This is a genomic window from Synechococcus sp. F70.1 (assembly GCF_047502745.1).
GTDB lineage: Bacteria > Cyanobacteriota > Cyanobacteriia > Thermostichales > Thermostichaceae > Thermostichus.
Genome location: NZ_JANSJL010000024.1, coordinates 2,951 through 20,859, shown reverse-complemented (window position 1 = coordinate 20,859; position 17,909 = coordinate 2,951). Strand labels below are relative to the sequence as shown.

At 61.0% G+C, this 17,909-nt stretch carries 19 protein-coding genes, 1 tRNA gene and 1 pseudogene; 6 read left to right on the top strand and 15 right to left on the bottom strand.

Annotated elements, in window-relative coordinates:
* Positions 1-94 precede the first annotated feature (94 nt).
* Together NW860_RS01440 and NW860_RS01435 are read left to right on the top strand one after the other, a co-directional pair.
* Complete coding sequence (locus NW860_RS01440; protein ID WP_414511991.1) at positions 95-475, top strand: hypothetical protein; 381 nt, start codon at positions 95-97, stop codon at positions 473-475.
* A 31-nt stretch (positions 476-506) separates the two neighbouring features.
* Positions 507-1,703: a D-alanyl-D-alanine carboxypeptidase/D-alanyl-D-alanine-endopeptidase gene (locus NW860_RS01435; RefSeq protein WP_414511990.1), complete on the top strand. Its 1,197-nt coding sequence runs from the start codon at positions 507-509 to the stop codon at positions 1,701-1,703.
* Positions 1,704-1,759: 56 nt separating this feature from the next.
* Here NW860_RS01435 and NW860_RS01430 read toward each other — a convergent pair.
* The 6 genes from NW860_RS01430 to NW860_RS01405 form a co-directional block, all read right to left on the bottom strand.
* Positions 1,760-1,832 (bottom strand) — tRNA-Ile (locus NW860_RS01430).
* 80 nt (positions 1,833-1,912) lie between these two features.
* On the bottom strand, positions 1,913-2,140 hold the full coding sequence (locus tag NW860_RS01425) for a DUF3134 family protein (RefSeq protein WP_414410422.1): 228 nt from the start codon (positions 2,138-2,140) through the stop codon (positions 1,913-1,915).
* Positions 2,141-2,224: 84 nt separating this feature from the next.
* Positions 2,225-3,565 carry a UDP-N-acetylmuramoyl-tripeptide--D-alanyl-D-alanine ligase gene (locus NW860_RS01420; RefSeq protein ID WP_414511989.1) on the bottom strand — a complete coding sequence of 447 codons (1,341 nt, stop codon included), beginning with the start codon at positions 3,563-3,565 and terminating at the stop codon, positions 2,225-2,227.
* Between the two features lie 76 nt (positions 3,566-3,641).
* Positions 3,642-4,139, bottom strand: a complete 498-nt coding sequence (aroQ, locus tag NW860_RS01415) for a type II 3-dehydroquinate dehydratase (protein WP_414405828.1) — start codon at positions 4,137-4,139, stop codon at positions 3,642-3,644.
* A complete protein-coding gene (locus NW860_RS01410; protein WP_414395819.1) occupies positions 4,117-4,248 on the bottom strand; it encodes a hypothetical protein in 132 nt (43 codons plus the stop codon). Before NW860_RS01410 ends, aroQ begins: the two co-directional genes overlap by 23 nt.
* A 93-nt stretch (positions 4,249-4,341) precedes the next feature.
* Positions 4,342-4,542: a hypothetical protein gene (locus tag NW860_RS01405; RefSeq protein ID WP_414405827.1), complete on the bottom strand. Its 201-nt coding sequence runs from the start codon at positions 4,540-4,542 to the stop codon at positions 4,342-4,344.
* A 63-nt stretch (positions 4,543-4,605) separates the two neighbouring features.
* On the opposite strand from NW860_RS01405, the gene NW860_RS01400 reads away from it, so the two are divergent.
* Positions 4,606-5,841 carry an Era-like GTP-binding protein gene (locus tag NW860_RS01400; protein WP_414511988.1) on the top strand — a complete coding sequence of 412 codons (1,236 nt, stop codon included), beginning with the start codon at positions 4,606-4,608 and terminating at the stop codon, positions 5,839-5,841.
* A 6-nt stretch (positions 5,842-5,847) separates the two neighbouring features.
* On the opposite strand, the gene lipA is transcribed toward NW860_RS01400, so the two are convergent.
* From lipA to NW860_RS01370, 6 genes are all read right to left on the bottom strand, one after another.
* Complete coding sequence (gene lipA / locus NW860_RS01395; RefSeq protein WP_414395812.1) at positions 5,848-6,702, bottom strand: lipoyl synthase; 855 nt, start codon at positions 6,700-6,702, stop codon at positions 5,848-5,850.
* A 102-nt stretch (positions 6,703-6,804) separates the two neighbouring features.
* The gene (locus NW860_RS01390; RefSeq protein ID WP_414395810.1) at positions 6,805-7,302 is read right to left on the bottom strand and encodes a DUF4079 domain-containing protein; all 498 of its coding nucleotides are present in this window, start codon (positions 7,300-7,302) and stop codon (positions 6,805-6,807) included.
* A 30-nt stretch (positions 7,303-7,332) separates the two neighbouring features.
* Complete coding sequence (locus NW860_RS01385) at positions 7,333-8,376, bottom strand: phosphotransferase enzyme family protein (protein ID WP_414511987.1); 1,044 nt, start codon at positions 8,374-8,376, stop codon at positions 7,333-7,335.
* Positions 8,369-8,923 (bottom strand): thioredoxin domain-containing protein, encoded by a 555-nt coding sequence (locus NW860_RS01380; RefSeq protein ID WP_414511986.1) that lies wholly within the window; start codon positions 8,921-8,923, stop codon positions 8,369-8,371. The genes NW860_RS01385 and NW860_RS01380 overlap by 8 nt, the downstream gene beginning before the upstream one ends.
* Before the next feature lie 63 nt (positions 8,924-8,986).
* Positions 8,987-9,172, bottom strand: coding sequence for a 30S ribosomal protein S21 (gene rpsU / locus NW860_RS01375; protein ID WP_414395804.1), 186 nt, complete (start codon positions 9,170-9,172; stop codon positions 8,987-8,989).
* A gap of 79 nt (positions 9,173-9,251) precedes the next feature.
* Positions 9,252-10,463 carry a trypsin-like serine protease gene (locus tag NW860_RS01370; RefSeq protein WP_414511985.1) on the bottom strand — a complete coding sequence of 404 codons (1,212 nt, stop codon included), beginning with the start codon at positions 10,461-10,463 and terminating at the stop codon, positions 9,252-9,254.
* A 311-nt stretch (positions 10,464-10,774) separates the two neighbouring features.
* Between NW860_RS01370 and NW860_RS01365 the strand changes: the two genes are divergently transcribed.
* The 3 genes from NW860_RS01365 to NW860_RS01355 are packed head-to-tail and all read left to right on the top strand — an operon-like array spanning position 10,775 to position 15,355.
* Positions 10,775-11,953 carry a 1-deoxy-D-xylulose-5-phosphate reductoisomerase gene (locus NW860_RS01365; RefSeq protein WP_414511984.1) on the top strand — a complete coding sequence of 393 codons (1,179 nt, stop codon included), beginning with the start codon at positions 10,775-10,777 and terminating at the stop codon, positions 11,951-11,953.
* 59 nt (positions 11,954-12,012) lie between these two features.
* A complete protein-coding gene (locus NW860_RS01360; protein ID WP_414511983.1) occupies positions 12,013-13,779 on the top strand; it encodes an ABC transporter ATP-binding protein in 1,767 nt (588 codons plus the stop codon).
* Between the two features lie 52 nt (positions 13,780-13,831).
* Positions 13,832-15,355, top strand: a complete 1,524-nt coding sequence (locus tag NW860_RS01355) for a UDP-N-acetylmuramoyl-L-alanyl-D-glutamate--2,6-diaminopimelate ligase (protein ID WP_414511982.1) — start codon at positions 13,832-13,834, stop codon at positions 15,353-15,355.
* Here NW860_RS01355 and carA read toward each other — a convergent pair.
* From carA to NW860_RS01340, 3 genes and pseudogenes are all read right to left on the bottom strand, one after another.
* Positions 15,344-16,543 (bottom strand): glutamine-hydrolyzing carbamoyl-phosphate synthase small subunit, encoded by a 1,200-nt coding sequence (gene carA / locus NW860_RS01350; protein ID WP_414511981.1) that lies wholly within the window; start codon positions 16,541-16,543, stop codon positions 15,344-15,346. The two genes, NW860_RS01355 and carA, sit on opposite strands and share 12 nt — an antisense overlap.
* A gap of 73 nt (positions 16,544-16,616) precedes the next feature.
* The gene (locus NW860_RS01345; RefSeq protein ID WP_414511980.1) at positions 16,617-17,216 is read right to left on the bottom strand and encodes a Tfp pilus assembly protein FimT/FimU; all 600 of its coding nucleotides are present in this window, start codon (positions 17,214-17,216) and stop codon (positions 16,617-16,619) included.
* 14 nt (positions 17,217-17,230) lie between these two features.
* Positions 17,231-17,909 (bottom strand): annotated as a pseudogene (locus tag NW860_RS01340) (PddD domain-containing protein); the annotation flags it as partial.

Here is a 17,909-nt window from a genome sequence, read left to right as displayed (position 1 = left end):
TTGCAGCATCTTGCTGGCGGCAAGTTTGGGCTACCATGCTCAGGAAAAGGCCTGTCCTAGCAGTGTTGGCAAGTATTGAGGAAGGCGGAAAAAGATGCGCTTTGAGCAGCCCAAAACCTATTCCATTTCTCTAACTGGCTGGGGTTTTTGGCTGGGCTCCCTGGCTGTGGCAGCTTTGCTAACCGGCCTCGGCCTGGGCTGGCTGATGGTTGGCTTGGTAGCCTTGCTTTTGTTTTTGCTCTCTCTACCGCTGTTGGTGCTGCTGGCCTTCCGCTGGTGGGCCCGCCGCTGGATTACGACAGATCGCTGCCCGGTCTGTGGGTCAGAGGCGCAAGCTCTTGAAGGCAGCCACTTCTTTTGTCCCAGTTGTGGCGAGCCCCTGTTTGTTGCCGATGGATACTTCTACCGGCAAACGCCCCCTGGCACCATTGACGTGGAGTCTGGGGAAGAGAGCAGCTGGGAGTTACTCAGCTGAAGGATTCATCCTCGCGGCGCTTTGAGGGTTGATGAGCCGGTGGAGACGCGGAGTAAGAGCAGGGGTTGGGCTGCTCTCAGCAGCAGGGCTTTGGCTAGGGGCGCTGCCCTCTTCGCCGGGATCCCTGCAACCTCAGGTGCAAATCCATCTAGCGCAGTTAGCTAGGCGGGGGTTTTCGCCTACGGCGCAGGGGGTTTGGCTGCAAAGAGGCGACCAAGTTTTGGGGCAGCACCAGGGATCCACCCCTCTGCCGGCCGCCTCGCTGACCAAGGTGGCCACTACCCTGGCTGCTTTGCAGCAGCTTGGCCCGCAGCACCGCTTTGTTACCACCTGGTTGGCCACCGGCCCCTTAACCGCTAAGGGAGTTTTGCAGGGGGATCTCTGGGTTTTGGGAGGAGGGGATCCTTTTTTCGTGTGGGAAGAGGCCTTCTTGGTGGGCAACGCCCTCAACGCCCGGGGGATCCGCCAAGTGCGCGGGGATCTGGTGGTGGTAGGCCGCTTTTACATGAACTTTTCCCTGGATGTAGCCCGCTCGGGAGCTCTGCTGCAGCGGGGGCTGGATGCGCGGCGCTGGCCGCCAGAAGCCCAGATCCAGTTTCAAACCTTGCCTCCCGGCACACCCAAGCCCCAGGTGGAGATCTTGGGCTCGGTGCGGATTGCCCAGCAAATCCCAGCTAACGCCCAAGTTTTGCTCAGACATGAGTCGCCCCCCCTTATTCACTTGCTCAAGCTGATGAATCTCTACAGCAACAACTCCATGGCCGAGATGTTGGCCACGGCGGTGGGGGGAGCAGACCAGGTGGCTCAACTGGCCCGTGAGGCCGCAGGGATCCCGCCTGCCGAGCTACAGCTAGTTAACGGCTCGGGGTTGGGAGTGGAAAACCGCATTTCTCCACGGGCCAGTGTGGCTTTGTTTCAGGCAATCCAACTGCTTCTGGAAAAGCAAGGGCTTTCTCTAGCCGATGCTTTCGCTGTCGTCGGCCAAGATGGAGGGGTGCTGGGGCAGCGGCCGTTGCCGGAGGGGATGATTGCCAAATCCGGCACCCTCAGCGGCATCAGCACCTTGGCGGGAGTCTTGCCAACCGAAAGGGGGGACATTTGGTTTGCCCTGATGAACAGCGGCGCCCCTTTGGCTGACTTGCGTGCCTGGCAGGAACAATTTCTCAGCCAGCTCCGATCCCAGTGGGGAGCCCCTGCCATCTTGCCTAAGCGTTGGAAACCGCGCTGAAGGGAGGGGAGGACTCCGCAGCGAGTCAGTTTCAGCCAGGGGGATCGCTTTGCCAGTGGGGCGTACAGGAGTCGAACCTGTGTAAGGCAAATTATGAGTTTGCTGCCTAAACCGCTCGGCCAACGCCCCTTCTTTACTCTACTTTAGCGCCCCTAGCTCTATTTCGATCCTCCCCCCAGCAGAGCCTCGCAGCGCTAGCTGACTCTGACCTACTCCTCTTCCTCCATCTCGAAGTCCTCGACGAAGTCGTCGCCGATCAAGTCGTCAATCTCCTCGAGATCGTCGTCTAGGGTAATCTCAGGAACTTCAATTGGCTGTTCCAGCAAGCGACCTTCCTGGCGTAGCCAGTCCAAGATGGAGAGGCCGCCTCTGGAGGGCAAGAGCACCGGCGGTTGATCCCGCGGCTCCTCCCGCAGAGAAGGGTTGTGGTAGTACATACTGTCCAGGCAAAGGGAAAAAATCGAAACTGCTCCCCTCAAGCGGGGAGGTGAGTTGGGCTAGCGGCTATTTCCTAGCTTAGCCTAGGCCTGCCAGGCCTGCAAAAAGCGCTGCAGCACCCGCTCTAACTGGATGGCTCGCGCTGCTTTAAATAGCAGCCGATCCCCCGCCTGCACCTGGTGCAGCAAAATTTCCAACAGAGTTGATTCGTCCTCACAGCGCTCTACCTGAGCCGCTGGCCTCTGCTCAATGAGCGGCTGCATTTCCCCCTCGGGATCCAAAAGCAAAAGCCGCTCCAACCCCAAAGGGGCAGCAGCGCGCCCCACCTCTGCGTAAAGGTAAGGGGCATGCTCCCCCAGCTCCCGCATGGGGCCCAGGATTGCCCAGCGCCGTTTTCCGGGGGTTTGGGCCAGAAGCTGGAGAGCCGCGATCATGGCCTCTGGCGAGGCGTTATAGGTCTCATCCCAAATTTCCACATCTCCTGCCAGCTTGAGGTGGCGGTTACGCCCCTCCAGGGGCGTGGGCAAGAGGATAGGCTCTCGCAGGCGTTCCCAATCCAACCCCAAGCTGCGCACAGCGGCCAGCACCCCCATCCAGTTGAGGGCATGGTGCCTGCCTGGCAGGGGCACTGGCAAGGTCAAGCCCTCCACGGTAACCGTCTGCGCCTGCGGATCCCACTGCCCTCGCAGCTCACCTTGGTCAAGGCCGTAGGTGAGGGTTGGCCCCGACCACACCCTGGCGGCAGTGGCTAGCAGCAAGGGATCCTCACCGTTGAGCAGAGCCACTCCCCCTTGGCCTAGCTCTTGCAGCAGCTCGCACTTGGCGGCGGCAATGGCCTCGCGGGATCCCAGTCTGCCGATGTGGGCAGTGCCGATATGGGTAATCAAGGCGTGGGTAGGCTGAGCCGTCTGGGCCAGGCGGCGAATTTCGCCGGGGCCGCGCATGGCCATTTCCAGCACGGCAAACTGGTGCTCAGGTCGCATCTGCAGCAGTGTCTGGGCCACGCCGATGTCGTTGTTGTGGTTGGCTTCGCTTTTGAGAACGCTGCCGTAGCGGGAGAGGGCAGCCGCCAGCATTTCCTTGGTCGTGGTCTTGCCCACTGAGCCGGTGATGGCCACCACGGGAATGGCAAACTGCTCCCGCCAGGCTCTGGCTAGGCGCTGGTAGGCAGCTAGGGTATCTGGAACCCGAAAATGGGGTGCAGCCACCGGCTGCTGGCTGATGACAGCAATGGCCCCTTTGCTCATGGCGTGGGGAATGAAATCGTGCCCGTCAAAGCGCTCTCCCTTGAGGGCAACAAAGATCGACCCGGGCTGCAAGCGGCGGCTGTCGGTGCAGAGGGTCTGAACCGGCCAGCTCAACAGCTGAGGATCCCCTTGCAGAGGGGTTTGCAGCAGCTCGGCCACAGCTTGTAACGTCAGCATGGGGGTCAATGAGTTGAGCCTGGCTATCGCGTAGGATAGCCAAAAGAAGGCTCACCTGCTTCTCCAACCAAGTTAGCTAGGCTGCTGGCATCCGCAGGTGTTGCACGAGCGCCTGTAGTCCTAGCAAGTAGCTATGGGCCCCAAATCCGCTGATTTGCCCAAGGGCTACAGCCGCGATGTAGGAGTGCTGGCGGAAAGGCTCGCGGCGGTAGATGTTGCTTAGGTGAACTTCTACAGTAGGCAATCCCACAGCGGCAATGGCGTCGCGCAGAGCAATGCTGGTGTGGGTGTAGGCGCCCGGGTTGATCAAAATGCCGGCATGCTGCTGGCGAGCGCGGTGAATGGCGTCGATGAGCACTCCCTCATGGTTGGACTGGAGGATCTCCAGCTTTACCCCCAGCAGCTCTGCTTGCCGATGCAGAGCCTGATCCACCTGCTCCAGGGAAACTGAGCCGTAGATGCTGACCTCCCGCTCCCCCAGTAGGTTAAGGTTGGGGCCGTGCAACACCAAGATGCTCAGAAGCTCGCCGCTGGTGGCTAGGGCGGTCGGATTAACGACGACGAGGGGATCCATTTTCTACCGGAATGGGTGCAGGTTGGGGCTGAGGACTTCCCAGCAAAGCGTCAATGACACGTTCCACCCACTCGCGGATCTTTTCGAGAACCTTTTCTACCCAATCCATCCGACCTGCCTCGTAGGAGTTACAAAGCTCTCGGGGGAGTTTAACCCGTGGACCTCCATGATAGCGCTTCTTTCCAAGAAACAGGGAAATGCCCTAGTGGAGAGCACCTAAAAGCAGAATGTCCACGGCCAGCAGGGCCCCAGCAAAGGCTAGTAGGCTGCGCACGATCTGGCGTTCTTGCTTGGAGCGATGGGATCCCCCCAGCCGCAGCCAGCGTAGGGACTTGGGAAAGCGGTAGAGCATACAGAAAGCTCCTCGAGCCACTTGGGGAGTGTTGACGCTACAAATAATCATGCCCCATTCTCCAAGTGGCCGATCCCACCTAACTTCCCTTCGCTGGGGGGAAGCTGGGCCGCAGTGGCCAATTCCCTTTGGAGTGATTTTCTGTCGATGACCACTCCCCTAGCCCAAGCCGAAACGGTTTTTCAGCACTGCTGGGATCACTGGCAACCGCTGGCCAAGCGTCCCGACCTGCAGCCGGAGCTGAAGGCTCTGTCTGCTCTGCGCAGGCGACTGAGGGCGCGGTTATTTTCCATTGCCGTGTTTGGGCTGGTCAACCGCGGCAAGTCAGCAGTCGTGAATGCCCTAGTTGGCGAGGCTCGGCTGGAAGTGGGGCCCCTAAATGGCGTGACTCAAAAGCCGCAATCGCTGCTGTGGCGACCGGGGCCAGGGATCCCTTGGCAGGTGCGGCTCATCGATACGCCCGGCTTAAACGAGGTCAACGGAGAAGCGCGCGAGCAGTTGGCCTGGGAGGTGGCCCGGGCGGCGGATTTGATCCTGTTTGTAATCGCCGGCGACTTGACCCAGCTGGAGTACCAGGCGCTGCTGGAGCTGCGCACCCTGCACAAGCCCCTCCTGCTGGTGTTGAATAAGTGCGATCTCTACTCGGAGGCGGAGCTGCAGGCAATTCGCGAACAAATTAGCCGCCACCTGGGCTGGGTGTCGCCGCAGGAGATCCTGACAGTGTCCGCTTGCCCAAAACCCCAGAAAGTCCGCACCCACTGGCCAGATGGCCGCGTCACCCTGGACTGGGAGCGACCTGCTCCCCAGATCGCAGCTCTGCAAAGCCAAATTGTGGAGATTTTGCGGACGGAGGCGGAATCCCTCCTGGCCCTCAATGGGCTGAAGCGGCTGGAGCGCCTCCAGACTCAGCTTTGGCAGAAGCAGTGGCAGTATCACGCTCGCCATCTGGAGCAGTGGGGTACAGCCTGCGCCCTTGGCAAGGGGGTTGCCGTGGGCTTAGCGCCCCTGGGCTTGGATCTGCTGCTTGCGCCCCTCCTGGATAGTCTGTGGGTGTTAGGCTTGGGGATGCGGCTGCGCCTGCCCTGGGGATCCCTCCGCAGGGCTCTAGAGGACTTGGGGCGACCGCTACTGCTTAATGGCATGCTGCTGCTGTTGGCCGAAGGGCTAGGCACCTGGCTGGGGGGCAGTTGGGGCAACAGCCTCCTAGGGGGAGTCGTGGCAGGGGCAAGCCTATACCGTCTGGGATCCCTGACGCCGCCCCTGCTGAGCCGCTGGGTCAGCGAAGGGTTTGGCCTGGGGGCCGTCCTGCGGGATCTCGTGGGCAGCAAGGAGCTAGCTGCCAAGGTCTAGGGGGGCCTAGTCCTGCCCCATCTCGGCAGCGTGGTAGGAGCTGCGCACCAAGGGCCCAGAGCGCACCTGGCGAAACCCCATCTGGCGGGCAATCTCGCCCAGCTCAGCAAACTCCTCTGGCGTCCAGTAGCGCTGCACTGGGCGGTGGGCCAAGGAAGGCTGTAGGTACTGCCCCAGGGTGAGCCGCTCGCACCCCACTGCCAGCAGATCCCGAAATGTCTCCAACACTTCTTCGCGGGTCTCCCCGTGCCCTAGCATGAGGCCGGACTTGGTGGGCAGGTTGGGATCCAGCTCCTTCACAGTTTGCAAAACCCGCAGGGATAGGTCGTAGCCAGAACTGCGCCGCACCGCCTGCGACAGCCGCCGCACCGTCTCAATGTTGTGGTTGTAGCAGGCCGGCCTGGCCGCCACCACCCGGGCAATGCAGTCGCGATCCCCCCGAAAGTCAGGGGTAAGCACCTCGATCTGGATCCCAGGACAGCGCCGCCGGATGGCCTCCATCACCTCCACGAAGCGGCCAGATCCCTGGTCGGGCAGGTCATCGCGGGCCACCGAGGTAAGCACTACATAGCGCAGCCCCAGCAGCTCCACCGCTTCGGCCACCTTTTCCGGCTCTTCCGGGTCGAGGGGAGCAGGCCGTCCGCTGGCCACTTGACAGAAAGAACAGGCGCGGGTGCAGATCCCGCCCATCAGCAGAAAGGTGGCAGTCCTTTGGCTGTAGCACTCGGCCCGATTGGGGCAGCGTCCCTCCTCGCAGATGGTGTGCAGTCCCCGCTGCTTGATCACCCGCTGAACTGCCGAGATATCGCTGGCCTTGCCGATAGAGCGCTTAACCCAACTGGGAAGGGGGCTACCAGGCATGGGAGAACCGCTTGCTAGGGCTGAGTACCTGGGAAAGAAGCCTTATTCGAGATAGCGTCCACTGGGGCATAGACGCCTTCCCTGCCCTTGGCTGGAAAAGGGCTAGGTTACCTGAGGAGAGGCTAGCATCTGGTTGACGATGCGCTGCACGATTTGAAAGCCGGTTACCGCCTGCCAGCCCAGGATCCCCAAGATCACCACATTGAGCAGCAGGTGGACATTGCGGGCCCAGACCTTTTGGCCATCCTTCATCAGGGGTGCCAAAGCGGCAGAGGTGGTTACTAGGGCTACAATGCCCAGGCCGGCCAGCAGGTGGGGCCCAACAAACAGCTTGTGGCTTCTAATGTAGGTCACGGCCATGCCTCCCAGGGCCCCAAACACCATCAACAGCAAGAAGAGAGATCCCGCCAGGAAATGCCGCTGGCCAAACTTGCCCTTAATCAACTCCTTGCGCTCCTCCGCCGAGGCGGTGCGCAGCCGCCGCACCTGGAGACCCAGATAGAGAGTATAGAGAGCTAGGGCAGAGGCCAAAATCATCAGCACTGGGTGAAAGAAGGGCAGAGCCAATTCCAGCCAGCGGGGAAGTTGAATGGTGCTCATAAAAGCCACGCAAAGAAGAGGAAGTTGCCCCTAACTTAACCAATTTCCCTCTCCTGAAGCAAGGGCGTATATGGACTCCAACAGTTGGGGTGCCAGCTGGGTTAGGTGTTGGTAGAGGCGGATCTGCCGTCGGCAGCGGGCCAGGTTGTGATCCCGGCGACTGGCGTACCGCTGCGGATCCCAATTCCAGTAGCAGTCCTCGAACCAATCCAGCAAAAAGCGCATCCCCAACTCCAGCGTCATCAACTGGATCCCTTGCAGAAGGAGCTCCGGCTGCAGAGCACGCAGGTTGCCGGTTTGGGCGTAGCCGCGCAGCCCTGCTAGGATTGCCTCGGCCTCAACGGCCTCCCCTCTCCGGCCCCAGGAGCGCAAGGCATCTCCTAGCTCAACGTACAGGTTGTGGCCCATAAAGGTGTCGAGATCCACCAGGCCGGCAAATCCTCCCCTTTCGTCAAACAAAAAGTTGTTGAACTTGAGATCGGCATGGATAATCTGAGTCGGAAGTCCTGGCGGCAAAAGCAACCTGGGCACGGTCTCGACAAAAAATTGCCACTCTGCCCTTATTTCCGGGTCGGGGCTGCGCTGGCAGAGCTGCTGCCAAAAATAGGCCGTGTCGTGAAAATGTGGGATCTGAAAGCGAAAAGAGTAGTGCCATCCGGCCAAAAGGCGATGTAGGCGCCCAACCGCTGCCCCTGCTTGCTCCAAATAGCTCCAGGCAGGAGGAGTTGAGTAGGAGGAGCCCGGCAGGCAGTCCATAACCCGCCACAGCCCTCCCCCCCAGCTTAGGTGCAGGGAGCCATCGCGGGCGCGGCGGAATGGGGGAACCGGAAAGCCCTGCTGCCGTAGCCAAGAGCCAATGGCCTGGCCATCTTCGGTAACCGCCGGGTCAAATTGGGGATGGAGGTGCTGGACAACGAAGGATCCCTGGGTTGTCTTGAGCTTCCAGGTCTGGTGAACAAGGCCCCCACCGAGGGCTTCGAGCAGCTCGGGCTCCCCTAGTTGAAAGTGGCGAACCAAGGGATCCAGCCAGGCAAAATCGGGCGTGGGCAAATCACCCGCCCAAGTCCTAGCCATGGGTGCGCGGATCCGGCTGAGCGGGGAGGACAGGCCCACCCGGCTGCAGGGCAGACACTGGCCCAGGCTGGGTCAGCGGCAAGGGATCCCCGGCTGCCAGAGCCAGCAAGTTGGCCCGCAAAACCGAAGCTGGCTGTTCACCAATGGTCGATCCCACCACTTCCCCTTGGCTGTCCAAGAAGAGAAAGTGAGGGATTCCGTTAACCCGATAGCGGCTCAGCTCCGGCAGCCACTTGGGGTTGTCCACATTGAGCATGACGAAGTTAATTTGCTGGGCAAATTCCTTCTTCAGGTTGGCCAGAAGAGGCGCCATGGAGCGGCAGGTGGTGCACCAGTCGGCATAAAACTCCACTAGGGAAGGCTTGCCGTTGGCCTGCGCTTCCTCCCAAGGCACAGCCTCTGCCGCCAGCGTTGCCAAGCTCGTGCCAGCCTGACGCGCTTGGTTGGCCAAAAACAAGCCTGCTGCCAAAAGCACAGCCAGGGCTGCTACAAGGCCGTTGCGCAGGCGTTTTGCCCAGTTTTCCCCCCCGATTTCTCCCTTCGCCATGACAGACCTCCTCCAGGTAAGAGAGGGGGAGTTTTGTTCTCGATTGAGCTTCGAGGCAAGTTATCAATTGGCAGCTTTACGGCGATTGCGACGGGCTGCCACTGCTTTCCGCTTGCGCTTTTCCAGGCTGCTTTCAAAGTGCCGATGGTTGCGCAGATCCCGCAAAATGCCCGCCTTGGCAACTTGGCGCTTAAAGCGACGCAGCGCCGACTCAATCCCTTCGTTTTCGCCGATTGTCACCTGGGTCATAGAGAGATCGTCTCCTTCCTGAATTAACTGAAGTTGTCAGGATCTCTATCCTAAACTATCTCTTGCCACCCGATGGCGACTACTGGGCACGGCTGCCAAAGGTAATCCCAGAAACTACCTCCCCCTCCCGTAAGTTCACCGTCACGGAGGCCGTTGCTATCTCTTGGGGAGAAGGGGAGGGCATTGGTAGCGGTGTTGGCCTGGGGGCACCACCAATTACCGATTCCACAAACCCGACAAAGCTGGATACCCGTGTATACACCCCATAGAAATTGGGCTGGGCGCAACCTTGGCCAAAGCTGGTGATCCCGGCTAGGGCAAAGCCAGCGCCGCTGGGCACCAGCAAAGGTCCGCCGCTATCGCCCTGACAGCTATCCACACCCCCCTGAGGAAAACCGGCGCAGAGCATGGTGTCTAGAATGATGCCGTTGTAAGACTGGGGCGCGTTGCACACCTCGTTGCTGACGAGGGGAACTTCGGCCTGCTGTAGAGCCCTGGGAAAGCCGCTGGGCTCCTCCTCGAGAGTGCGGGGGAAGGTGGCTCCCCAGCCGAGGATGGTGGCAAGAGTACCAGGGGCAGTCAGATGGGTTTGGTCGGGTTGCACTAGCGGCAGGATAGGCAGCGCCGTCGGCTGAGAGAGGCGCACCAGGGCAATGTCGTTCCCCCCCCGTTGCCCCCCTTGGGGATTGTAGCCAGGGTGGATGACGATCTGCGCGGCGCGAATGCGCTGGCCAGCGCCCAATTGCAGACGGGTGGTTCCCAACAACAGATCCAGGTTGCGTGCATTCACCACCTGCTGGCCTTGATCGTTGAAAAAACAATGGGCAGCGGTGAGCACCCACTCCGGGGCAATTAGAGATCCCCCGCAAAACTGCGCCTGAAAAGGATCCGGTTCAGTCGCGTCTAGCAAGGCCACCATCCAGGGAAAGGCTCCCGGCTGAGCCGGCCTACCACCGACAATCCGCCCCGCTCCTGGGCGCGGCGTGGTGAACACTCGCCCTGGCGGCAAAAGGGCAGTGACGTGGTAGGTGCCAGGGGGCAAGTTGGAGAAACGAAAGTTGCCGTTGGCATCGCTGACAGTGCTGGGTTCCCCTGGATCGAGGCGTCCATTGCTGTTCAAATCCAGAAAGGTGGTGATGCCTGCTAGCCCTGGCTCTCCTGGATCTCGCAGACCATTGCCGTTGAGATCGTCGAAATGGGATCCCTCGATGCGCCCTGCAGGAGGGGCTGGCAGCGGCGGCAGGGGACGACTGGAACCCCCACCACCACAGGCACTTACGCTCAGAGCCAAACCCAACCCCAGGAGCACAGACCATGAGCGAGCTAGGCCAAAGAAGGGATGGAATCGGGAGGAATAAGGCATGGTCAGATTCTGCAAGGCTAGCCGGCTATGCTAGCCAAGCATACCCTGCCGACCGGTGAAGAGTTAGGAAAGGTCTGCAGTCGGGAAAAAAGGGCCTCACTATCCCCTGCAGCCGGTATAAGGCAGGGATCCTCAAACGCGAAGCGGGGCCGTTCGCCCTTTGGGCAGGCTGTAGGAGGGTGAGTCTGCGCTGAAAGAGTGTTACGCTCTTTAGCTAGGTGCAAAGGGATCCTTAAAGTATGCAAGCCATCACCCTGCTCGGCTCCACCGGCTCCATCGGCACCCAAACCCTGGACTTGGTGGCTCAGTATCCGGAGCGCTTTCGGGTCGTCGGCTTGACCAGCTACAGCAACGTCACTCTCTTGGCCGAGCAGGTGCGGCGGTTTCGGCCTCAAATTGTAGCCATTGGGCGGGAGGAGCTGCTGCCGGAGCTGCGATCCCTGCTGAGCGGCCTGCAACCTCTGCCAGAGCTAGTGGCAGGAATGGAGGGGCTGTGTCAGGTGGCGGCCCACCCAGAGGCTCAGCGGGTGGTGACGGGGATCGTCGGCTGTGCTGGCCTGTTGCCCACCCTGGCTGCCATCCGCGCCGGCAAGGACATTGCCCTGGCCAACAAAGAAACCCTGGTGGCAGGCGGTCCGGTGGTGCTGCCCCTGGTGCAGGAGCACGGCGTGAAGCTCATCCCCGTGGACTCGGAGCATTCGGCCATCTTTCAATGTCTGCAGGGAGTGCCAGAGGGATCCCTGCGCCGCATCTGGCTGACCGCCTCAGGGGGAGCCTTTCGCGATTGGCCGGTGGAGAAACTGAACCAGGCGACGCTGGCCGATGCTCTCAAACACCCCAACTGGGTGATGGGGCGCAAGATCACCATTGATTCAGCCACCCTGATGAACAAGGGCCTGGAGGTGATCGAGGCCCACTGGCTGTTTGGCCTGGACTATGACCAGATTGAGATCCTCATCCACCCTCAGAGCATTGTCCACTCCTTGATTGAGCTGGCAGATACTTCTGTCCTAGCCCAGTTGGGCTGGCCGGATATGCACCTGCCCATTCTCTACGGCCTCAGTTGGCCGGAGCGCCTCTCCACCCCCTGGGAGCCTCTTGATTTGGTAAAGCTGGGATCTCTTACCTTTAGGGCGCCGGATCACCGCAAGTACCCCTGCCTACAACTGGCTTATGCTGCTGGGCGGGCAGGAGGAACCCTGCCGGCGGTGTTGAATGCGGCCAACGAGGCGGCGGTGAACCTCTTTCTGCAAGAGCGCATCCGCTTTTTGGATATCCCTCGCCTTTTGGAGCAGGTGTGCGAGCGGCATCAGGTCATTGCCAATCCCAGCCTGGAGGACATTCTGGCAGTGGATGCCTGGGCGCGACAGCAGGTGGAACTCTTGGCGCAGCAGGCCCCAGCCCAGGTTCTAGCCTGATCCCTACCGGGGGGATCCGGCCCAGCGCTAGAGTGGGAAAAGGCTTGAGGAGCACCTGAGTGGCCAGATCCCACTGGCAACAGTTGCTTCACTATCTACGCCCCCACTGGCAGCAGGTGGTGTTGGGCATTGCCTCCCTGCTGGTGGTCAACAGCCTGGGGGTGTTCCTGCCCTGGTACGTCAAGCTGGCCGTTGATGATCTCAGCCAGAACCTGGCCACCCTGGCGCCCAGCCGCATCGCCCTCCACGCCCTGGTGGTGTTGGGTGTCTCCACCCTGATGATGGTTATTCGCATTGCCTCGCGGGTGTGGATGTTTGGGGCAGGACGGCAGGTGGAGTTTCGCCTCAAGCAGGCCATCTTCGAGCATTTGCTCACCCTGCAGCCTTCCTATTTTGCCCAGCAGACCATCGGGGACATCCTCACCCGCATCACCAGCGATGTGGAAAATGTCCGCCGCCTGTTGGGCTTTGCCCTGCTTAACTTGGCCAACACGATCTTTGCCTACGGCAGTACGCTGCCGGCCATGTTTGCTATTGAGCCGCGTCTAAGCGCTCTGGCCCTGTCGGTGTTTCCGGTGATGCTGGTGCTGGTGAAGTTAAGCAGCAACCGCCTGCAGCAGGAGCAGCTTCAGGTGCAGCAGGAGCTGGCGGATCTCAGCGATCTCATCCAGGAGGACATAAACGGCATCACCTCGATCAAGGTGTACGCCCAGGAAGAGCACGAGCAGCAGGAGTTTCGTCGCCGCAATGACCGCTTGTTGCAGGCCAATTTGCGCTTGGCCCTCACCCGCAACCTGCTGTTCCCTTCTCTGGTAGCTTTGGTTAGCCTCAGCCTGTTGTTGCTGCTCACCGTGGGCGGGCCCCAGATTGCCGCGGGGCGGCTGACGATTGGGGATTTCTCGGCGCTCACCCTCTACGTAGAACGGCTGGTGTTTCCCACCGCTTTGCTCGGCTTTACCCTTACCGCCTACCAGCGAGGCCAGGTTAGCCTGGAGCGGATTGACGCCTTGCTGCGGGTAGAGCCCACCATCCGCGATGCCCCGGAGGCTTTGCCCCTTCCTCTAGAGAAGGTGCAGGGCCGTATCGAGGCTAGGGGTCTGACTTTTGCCTACACCGGCACAGGATCCCCAGCGCCAGCTCTACAGGATCTGCACTTTTGTCTCGAGCCGGGCCAACTGGTGGCGGTGGTGGGGCCAATTGGGGCGGGCAAGTCCACCCTGGCCAATGCCCTTCCTCGCCTGCTGGAGATCCAGCCGGGGCAACTGTTTTTGGACGGACAGGACATCACCCAGATCCAACTGAGATCCCTGCGCCGGGCCATCGCCTATGTGCCCCAGGAGAGCTTCCTGTTCAGCGCCACGGTTCGGGATAACATCCGCTATGGCAAGCCGGACGCTGAAGACTGGGAAGTGGAATGGGCCGCCAAAGCCGCCCACATCCACGCCGAGATCCTCAACTTCCCCAAGGGTTACGACACGCTGGTGGGAGAGCGGGGCATTACCCTCTCCGGCGGTCAACGACAGCGACTGGCCCTGGCGCGAGCTTTGCTAGTCGACGCGCCAATTTTGATTTTGGACGACTGCCTCTCCAGCGTGGACAACCAGACCGCCCAGGCCATTCTTCGCCACCTGCGCCAGGTCACGGCTCAGAAGACGGTGCTCTTTATCACCCATCGCCTCACGGTGGCGGTGGAGGCAGATCAAATCTGGGTCATGGACAAAGGTCGCATCGTGCAGCAGGGATCCCATGCCGAGCTGCTGGCCGACCCGCAGGGGCTCTACGCTACCCTCTGGGCTAAGCAAAAGCTGGAGGAGGCCCTGGCCTAGGCTGCAGTTAGCAGCTACCCTAACCAGCAAAGCGGTGGGGAGTGGCAAAAGCATGAGAAATCTGAGCCAATTGCTAGAACAAGCCGGGATCCAACCCCAAGTGGTCCAGGGATCCCTAGAAGGAGTGTGGGTAAAAGGCCTCTGCGCCGATTCCCGCCAGGTGCAGGCGGGGGATCTGTTTTTGGGGATGCTGGGATCCCGCGTCGATGGCAGCGAGTTTGTCGGGGAAGCGCTCACGAGAGGAGCGGTAGCGGCCCTTCTTTCCCAGGAGGCTTGGAAGAAGGTTAGCGGAGAGGCTGAGTGGGGGAGTCAGCCCCTTCTGGTTTTGCCTCGCGTCGGCCTCAACAAAGCCGTGGCCCAGGTGGCGGCGGCCTTCTACGGTTTTCCAGCTCGCCAACTGACCCTAGTGGGGGTAACCGGCACCAACGGCAAGACCACCACCACCCACCTCATCGAGCATCTGCTGCAGGCTGCTGGTCGTCCTGTAGCCCTGCTGGGCACCCTCTACAACCGCTGGCCAGGCCACTATGAAGTTACACCCCACACCACGCTGTTTCCGCTGGAACTGCAGCGCAGCCTGAGACAGGCCAAGGAAGCCGGCGCTGAGGTGGCGGTGATGGAGGTGAGCTCTCACGCTTTGGCCCAGGATCGGGCGTGGGGCTGTGCCTTTGCCGCTGCCGTTTGGACCAACCTCACCCAGGACCACCTGGATTTCCACGGCAGCATGGAGAACTACTGGCAGGCCAAGGCCACCCTCTTCCGGCCAGAGTATTTGCAGGGGCGGGCAGTGGTCAATGCCGACGACGCGGGCGGACGGCGGCTGCTTGGAGCCATTTCAGCCTCTCTGGAGCCCTGGGCCTATTCCCTTAAGCCCCTAGAAGGGATCCCCGGCCTGTGGCCCAGCCAAGTTCACCTACATCCCACCGGCCTCAAGGCAACCCTGCACACCCCTATGGGCAGCTTTGCTGTGGAGGCGCCCCTGGTGGGATCCTTCAACCTTTCCAACTTGCTGGCGGCGGTAGGGGTAGCGCTGCACTTGGGGATCCCCCCTGAGGCCATCCAGTCGGCCTTGCCCCGTTTTCCCGGAGTACCGGGGCGAATGGAGCGGGTGAGCCTGCCAGGGCAGGACATCACGGTAATCGTGGACTATGCCCACACCCCCGATGGGCTGGAAAACCTGCTCAAGGCGCTGCGCCCGCAAGTTCAAGGCCGGCTGATCTGCGTCTTTGGCTGTGGTGGAGATCGCGACCGGGGTAAGCGCCCGCAGATGGGCCGCATTGCCGCCACCTGGGCAGATCAGGTGATCGTGACCTCAGATAACCCGCGCACTGAAGATCCGCAGCGGATCTTGCAGGATATCTTGGCTGGGATCCCTGGATTCCCCTGGGCCGTGGAGGTGGATCGGCGGCAGGCCATTCGTCTAGCCATCCTCGAAGCTCAGCCAGGGGATACGGTGGTCATTGCCGGTAAAGGCCACGAAGACTACCAGATCCTAGGCACTGAGAAGATTCCCTTTGACGACCGGGAAGAAGCGCGCGAGGCCCTTGCTCTGCGTCTAGCCCATCTATCCCGCTAAACGGCGGTGCTGCAGCATCAGCTCCACAAACTCGTGGAAGAGGTGATCGGCATCGTGAGGGCCGGGGCTGGCCTCTGGGTGGTACTGCACCGAAAAGAGGGGCAACTGGCGGTGGCGGATCCCGGCCACAGTGCGGTCATTTAAGTTGAGGTAGGTGATCTCCACGTCCTCAGCCGGGATCGAAGCAGCGTCTACTGCAAACCCATGGTTTTGGCTGGTGATTTCCACTTGCCGCTCTAGCCCACAGGGATGGTTGAGGCCGCGGTGGCCAAACTTGAGCTTGTAGGTGGATCCTCCGAGGGCTAGGCTGAGGATCTGGTGGCCCAGGCAAATCCCAAACAAGGGCTTCCCGCTTTGCAGCAGCGCCTGGGCGGTGCGGATGGCCGTGGTCTCTGCCGCCGGATCCCCAGGCCCGTTGGAGAGAAGGATCCCGTCGGGGTTGTAACTCAAGATCTCCTCAGGAGTGGCGTGGGCCGGCAACACCACCACCCGGCAGCCGTAGCGAGCTAGGCGGCGCAAGATATTGCGCTTGATGCCAAAATCTAGCGCCACCACCTGCAGGGGGGGATCCGGGACCGGGATCCCTTGGCTGCGGCCATAGTCCCAGTCGGCAGGGGTGGGCTCCAGCCACTCGTAAGGCTTGGGCGTTGTAACCTCTGCCACCAGGCTCAGCCCCTGCATCGAAGGGGCTTGGCGCACCTGCTCCAGCAACGCCTGCGGGTCCAGGATCTCGGTCGAAATAGCTCCATTCATCACCCCCTGGGAGCGCAGCCGCCGCGTCAAAGCCCGCGTATCCACCCCGGCAATGGCCGGGATCCCGTGCTGTTTGAGGTAGTCAGGCAGTGTCCCCGTGGCTCGCCAGGAGCTAGCTAGGCGCGACACGTTGCGGGCAATCACTCCCGCGACCTGGGGCCGGGCCGATTCTTGATCCAGCTCATTGACTCCGGTGTTTCCCAGCTCAGGGCAGGTAAAGGTCACAATCTGCCCCCGGTAGCTGGGATCGGTGATCACCTCCTGGTAGCCGGTCATGCCCGTGTTGAACACCACCTCGCCCACCGCCGTGCCCGGCGCCCCAAAAGACCAGCCGGCAAAGGAAGTGCCATCCGCCAGCACCAAGAGAGCCGGCTGCCGAGTTTGCCAGGGGAAGGCTTTTTGTGGAGCTTCAAGAGTTGGGGAAGAGGTAAGCATAGCCAATGACCTACGGCAGCTTAGGACAGGAGCCTGGCAACCTTTCAGCCACGGCCTGACCATCCTACCCCAGCTATCCTTCCTCTGGCTCTTCCTCTGGCTCTTCCTCTGGCTCGCTGGTTACTCCTTCCTCTGGCTCGCTGGTTACATTGCCACACTCCGGATTGTTGTCCTTGCGGATAGTGCCTATCAAGGTGCTCACCACCACGCAGCGGTTTTCGCCCTGAGAGTAGGTGCTGCTGACCACAAAGCGACCCAGTTGACGGGCGCGGCCATCGGATTCAAAAACTGCCCTTCCGTCATTGAAGGTGTTAGCCACAGTTACAAAATTGTTCAGGCGTAGCCGCTGACAGGGAGTAGGTTCATCGCAGAGGCCCTCCTCATCCTGGATAACTAGAGTCGGCACGTTTGGCTCCGAATTGTCCACCCCCACCACCCAAGCTCGGCCTCGGAGAGAGGTTCTGGCGTTGGTGCGGGCGGTGCGCAGGGCGCGCTCCACCTTGTTTTGGGCATCCTCCAGTTGGATCCGCGCCCAGATGTTGATCCCAGAAGGAACCGCCAGCACGGCCAGGATGCCGATGATGACCACCACCGCTAGGACTTCTGTCAGCGTAAAGCCCCGGGATCGAAAAGGCTGAGCTCGGCCAATTGCCTTTTTCTCCAAGGCCAACATGGTGGACATTCCCCCTAGGAGAGCTGACGGTTGATAACACCGCGGGCAAGAACCCGTGTTTGCATTGGCAGCAAGTAGCGCGACACCTCTGAGATATCGACGCTGGTGGCATTTCGGATGTAGCGACGGAAAAGGCCAGGGTTGGCCCGCTCCATGGCCGTGGCGGTGATGTTGATGATCACATCCTGCGGTCGGTCAGCGCCGGGGCTTTGCCGCACGCAGACATAGAAGCCCACGTCATTTTGGTTATTGCTCAACCCTGGGAAGGTGACGCGGTTGGGCTTGCCGCCACCAAAGGCATAGCCCTGCGGGCAAGCGGGTGCAACCTGCGGGCTGCCCTGCCGGCTGCTGAAGATGTTGGAGACTAGAGTTGTCAGGCGGGGGCCATCTGTCCTGCCGGCAATGGGGATTTGGCGCGCTCGAGCTTGCTCGGAAGGCCAAGCAAGGAAACCATCTCGGAACGGATCGGGATCCTCAACAAAGAACGGGCTGCGACCGGCGCAGTTGTTTTGATCCTGAATGTTGAAGGGTCGCAACTCAAAACGGTCGATCCGCGCGTTGCCTTCCCAGGGAGTGCCCCCCGTTGGGTTGCCGGCGTTGTTGTAGTTGCGGCGTAGGTAGTACACCACCAGGGTGTAGATGCCGCGGCGGCTGACAAGAGTGTCCCAATCCGCATTTCTACCGTTCCGATCG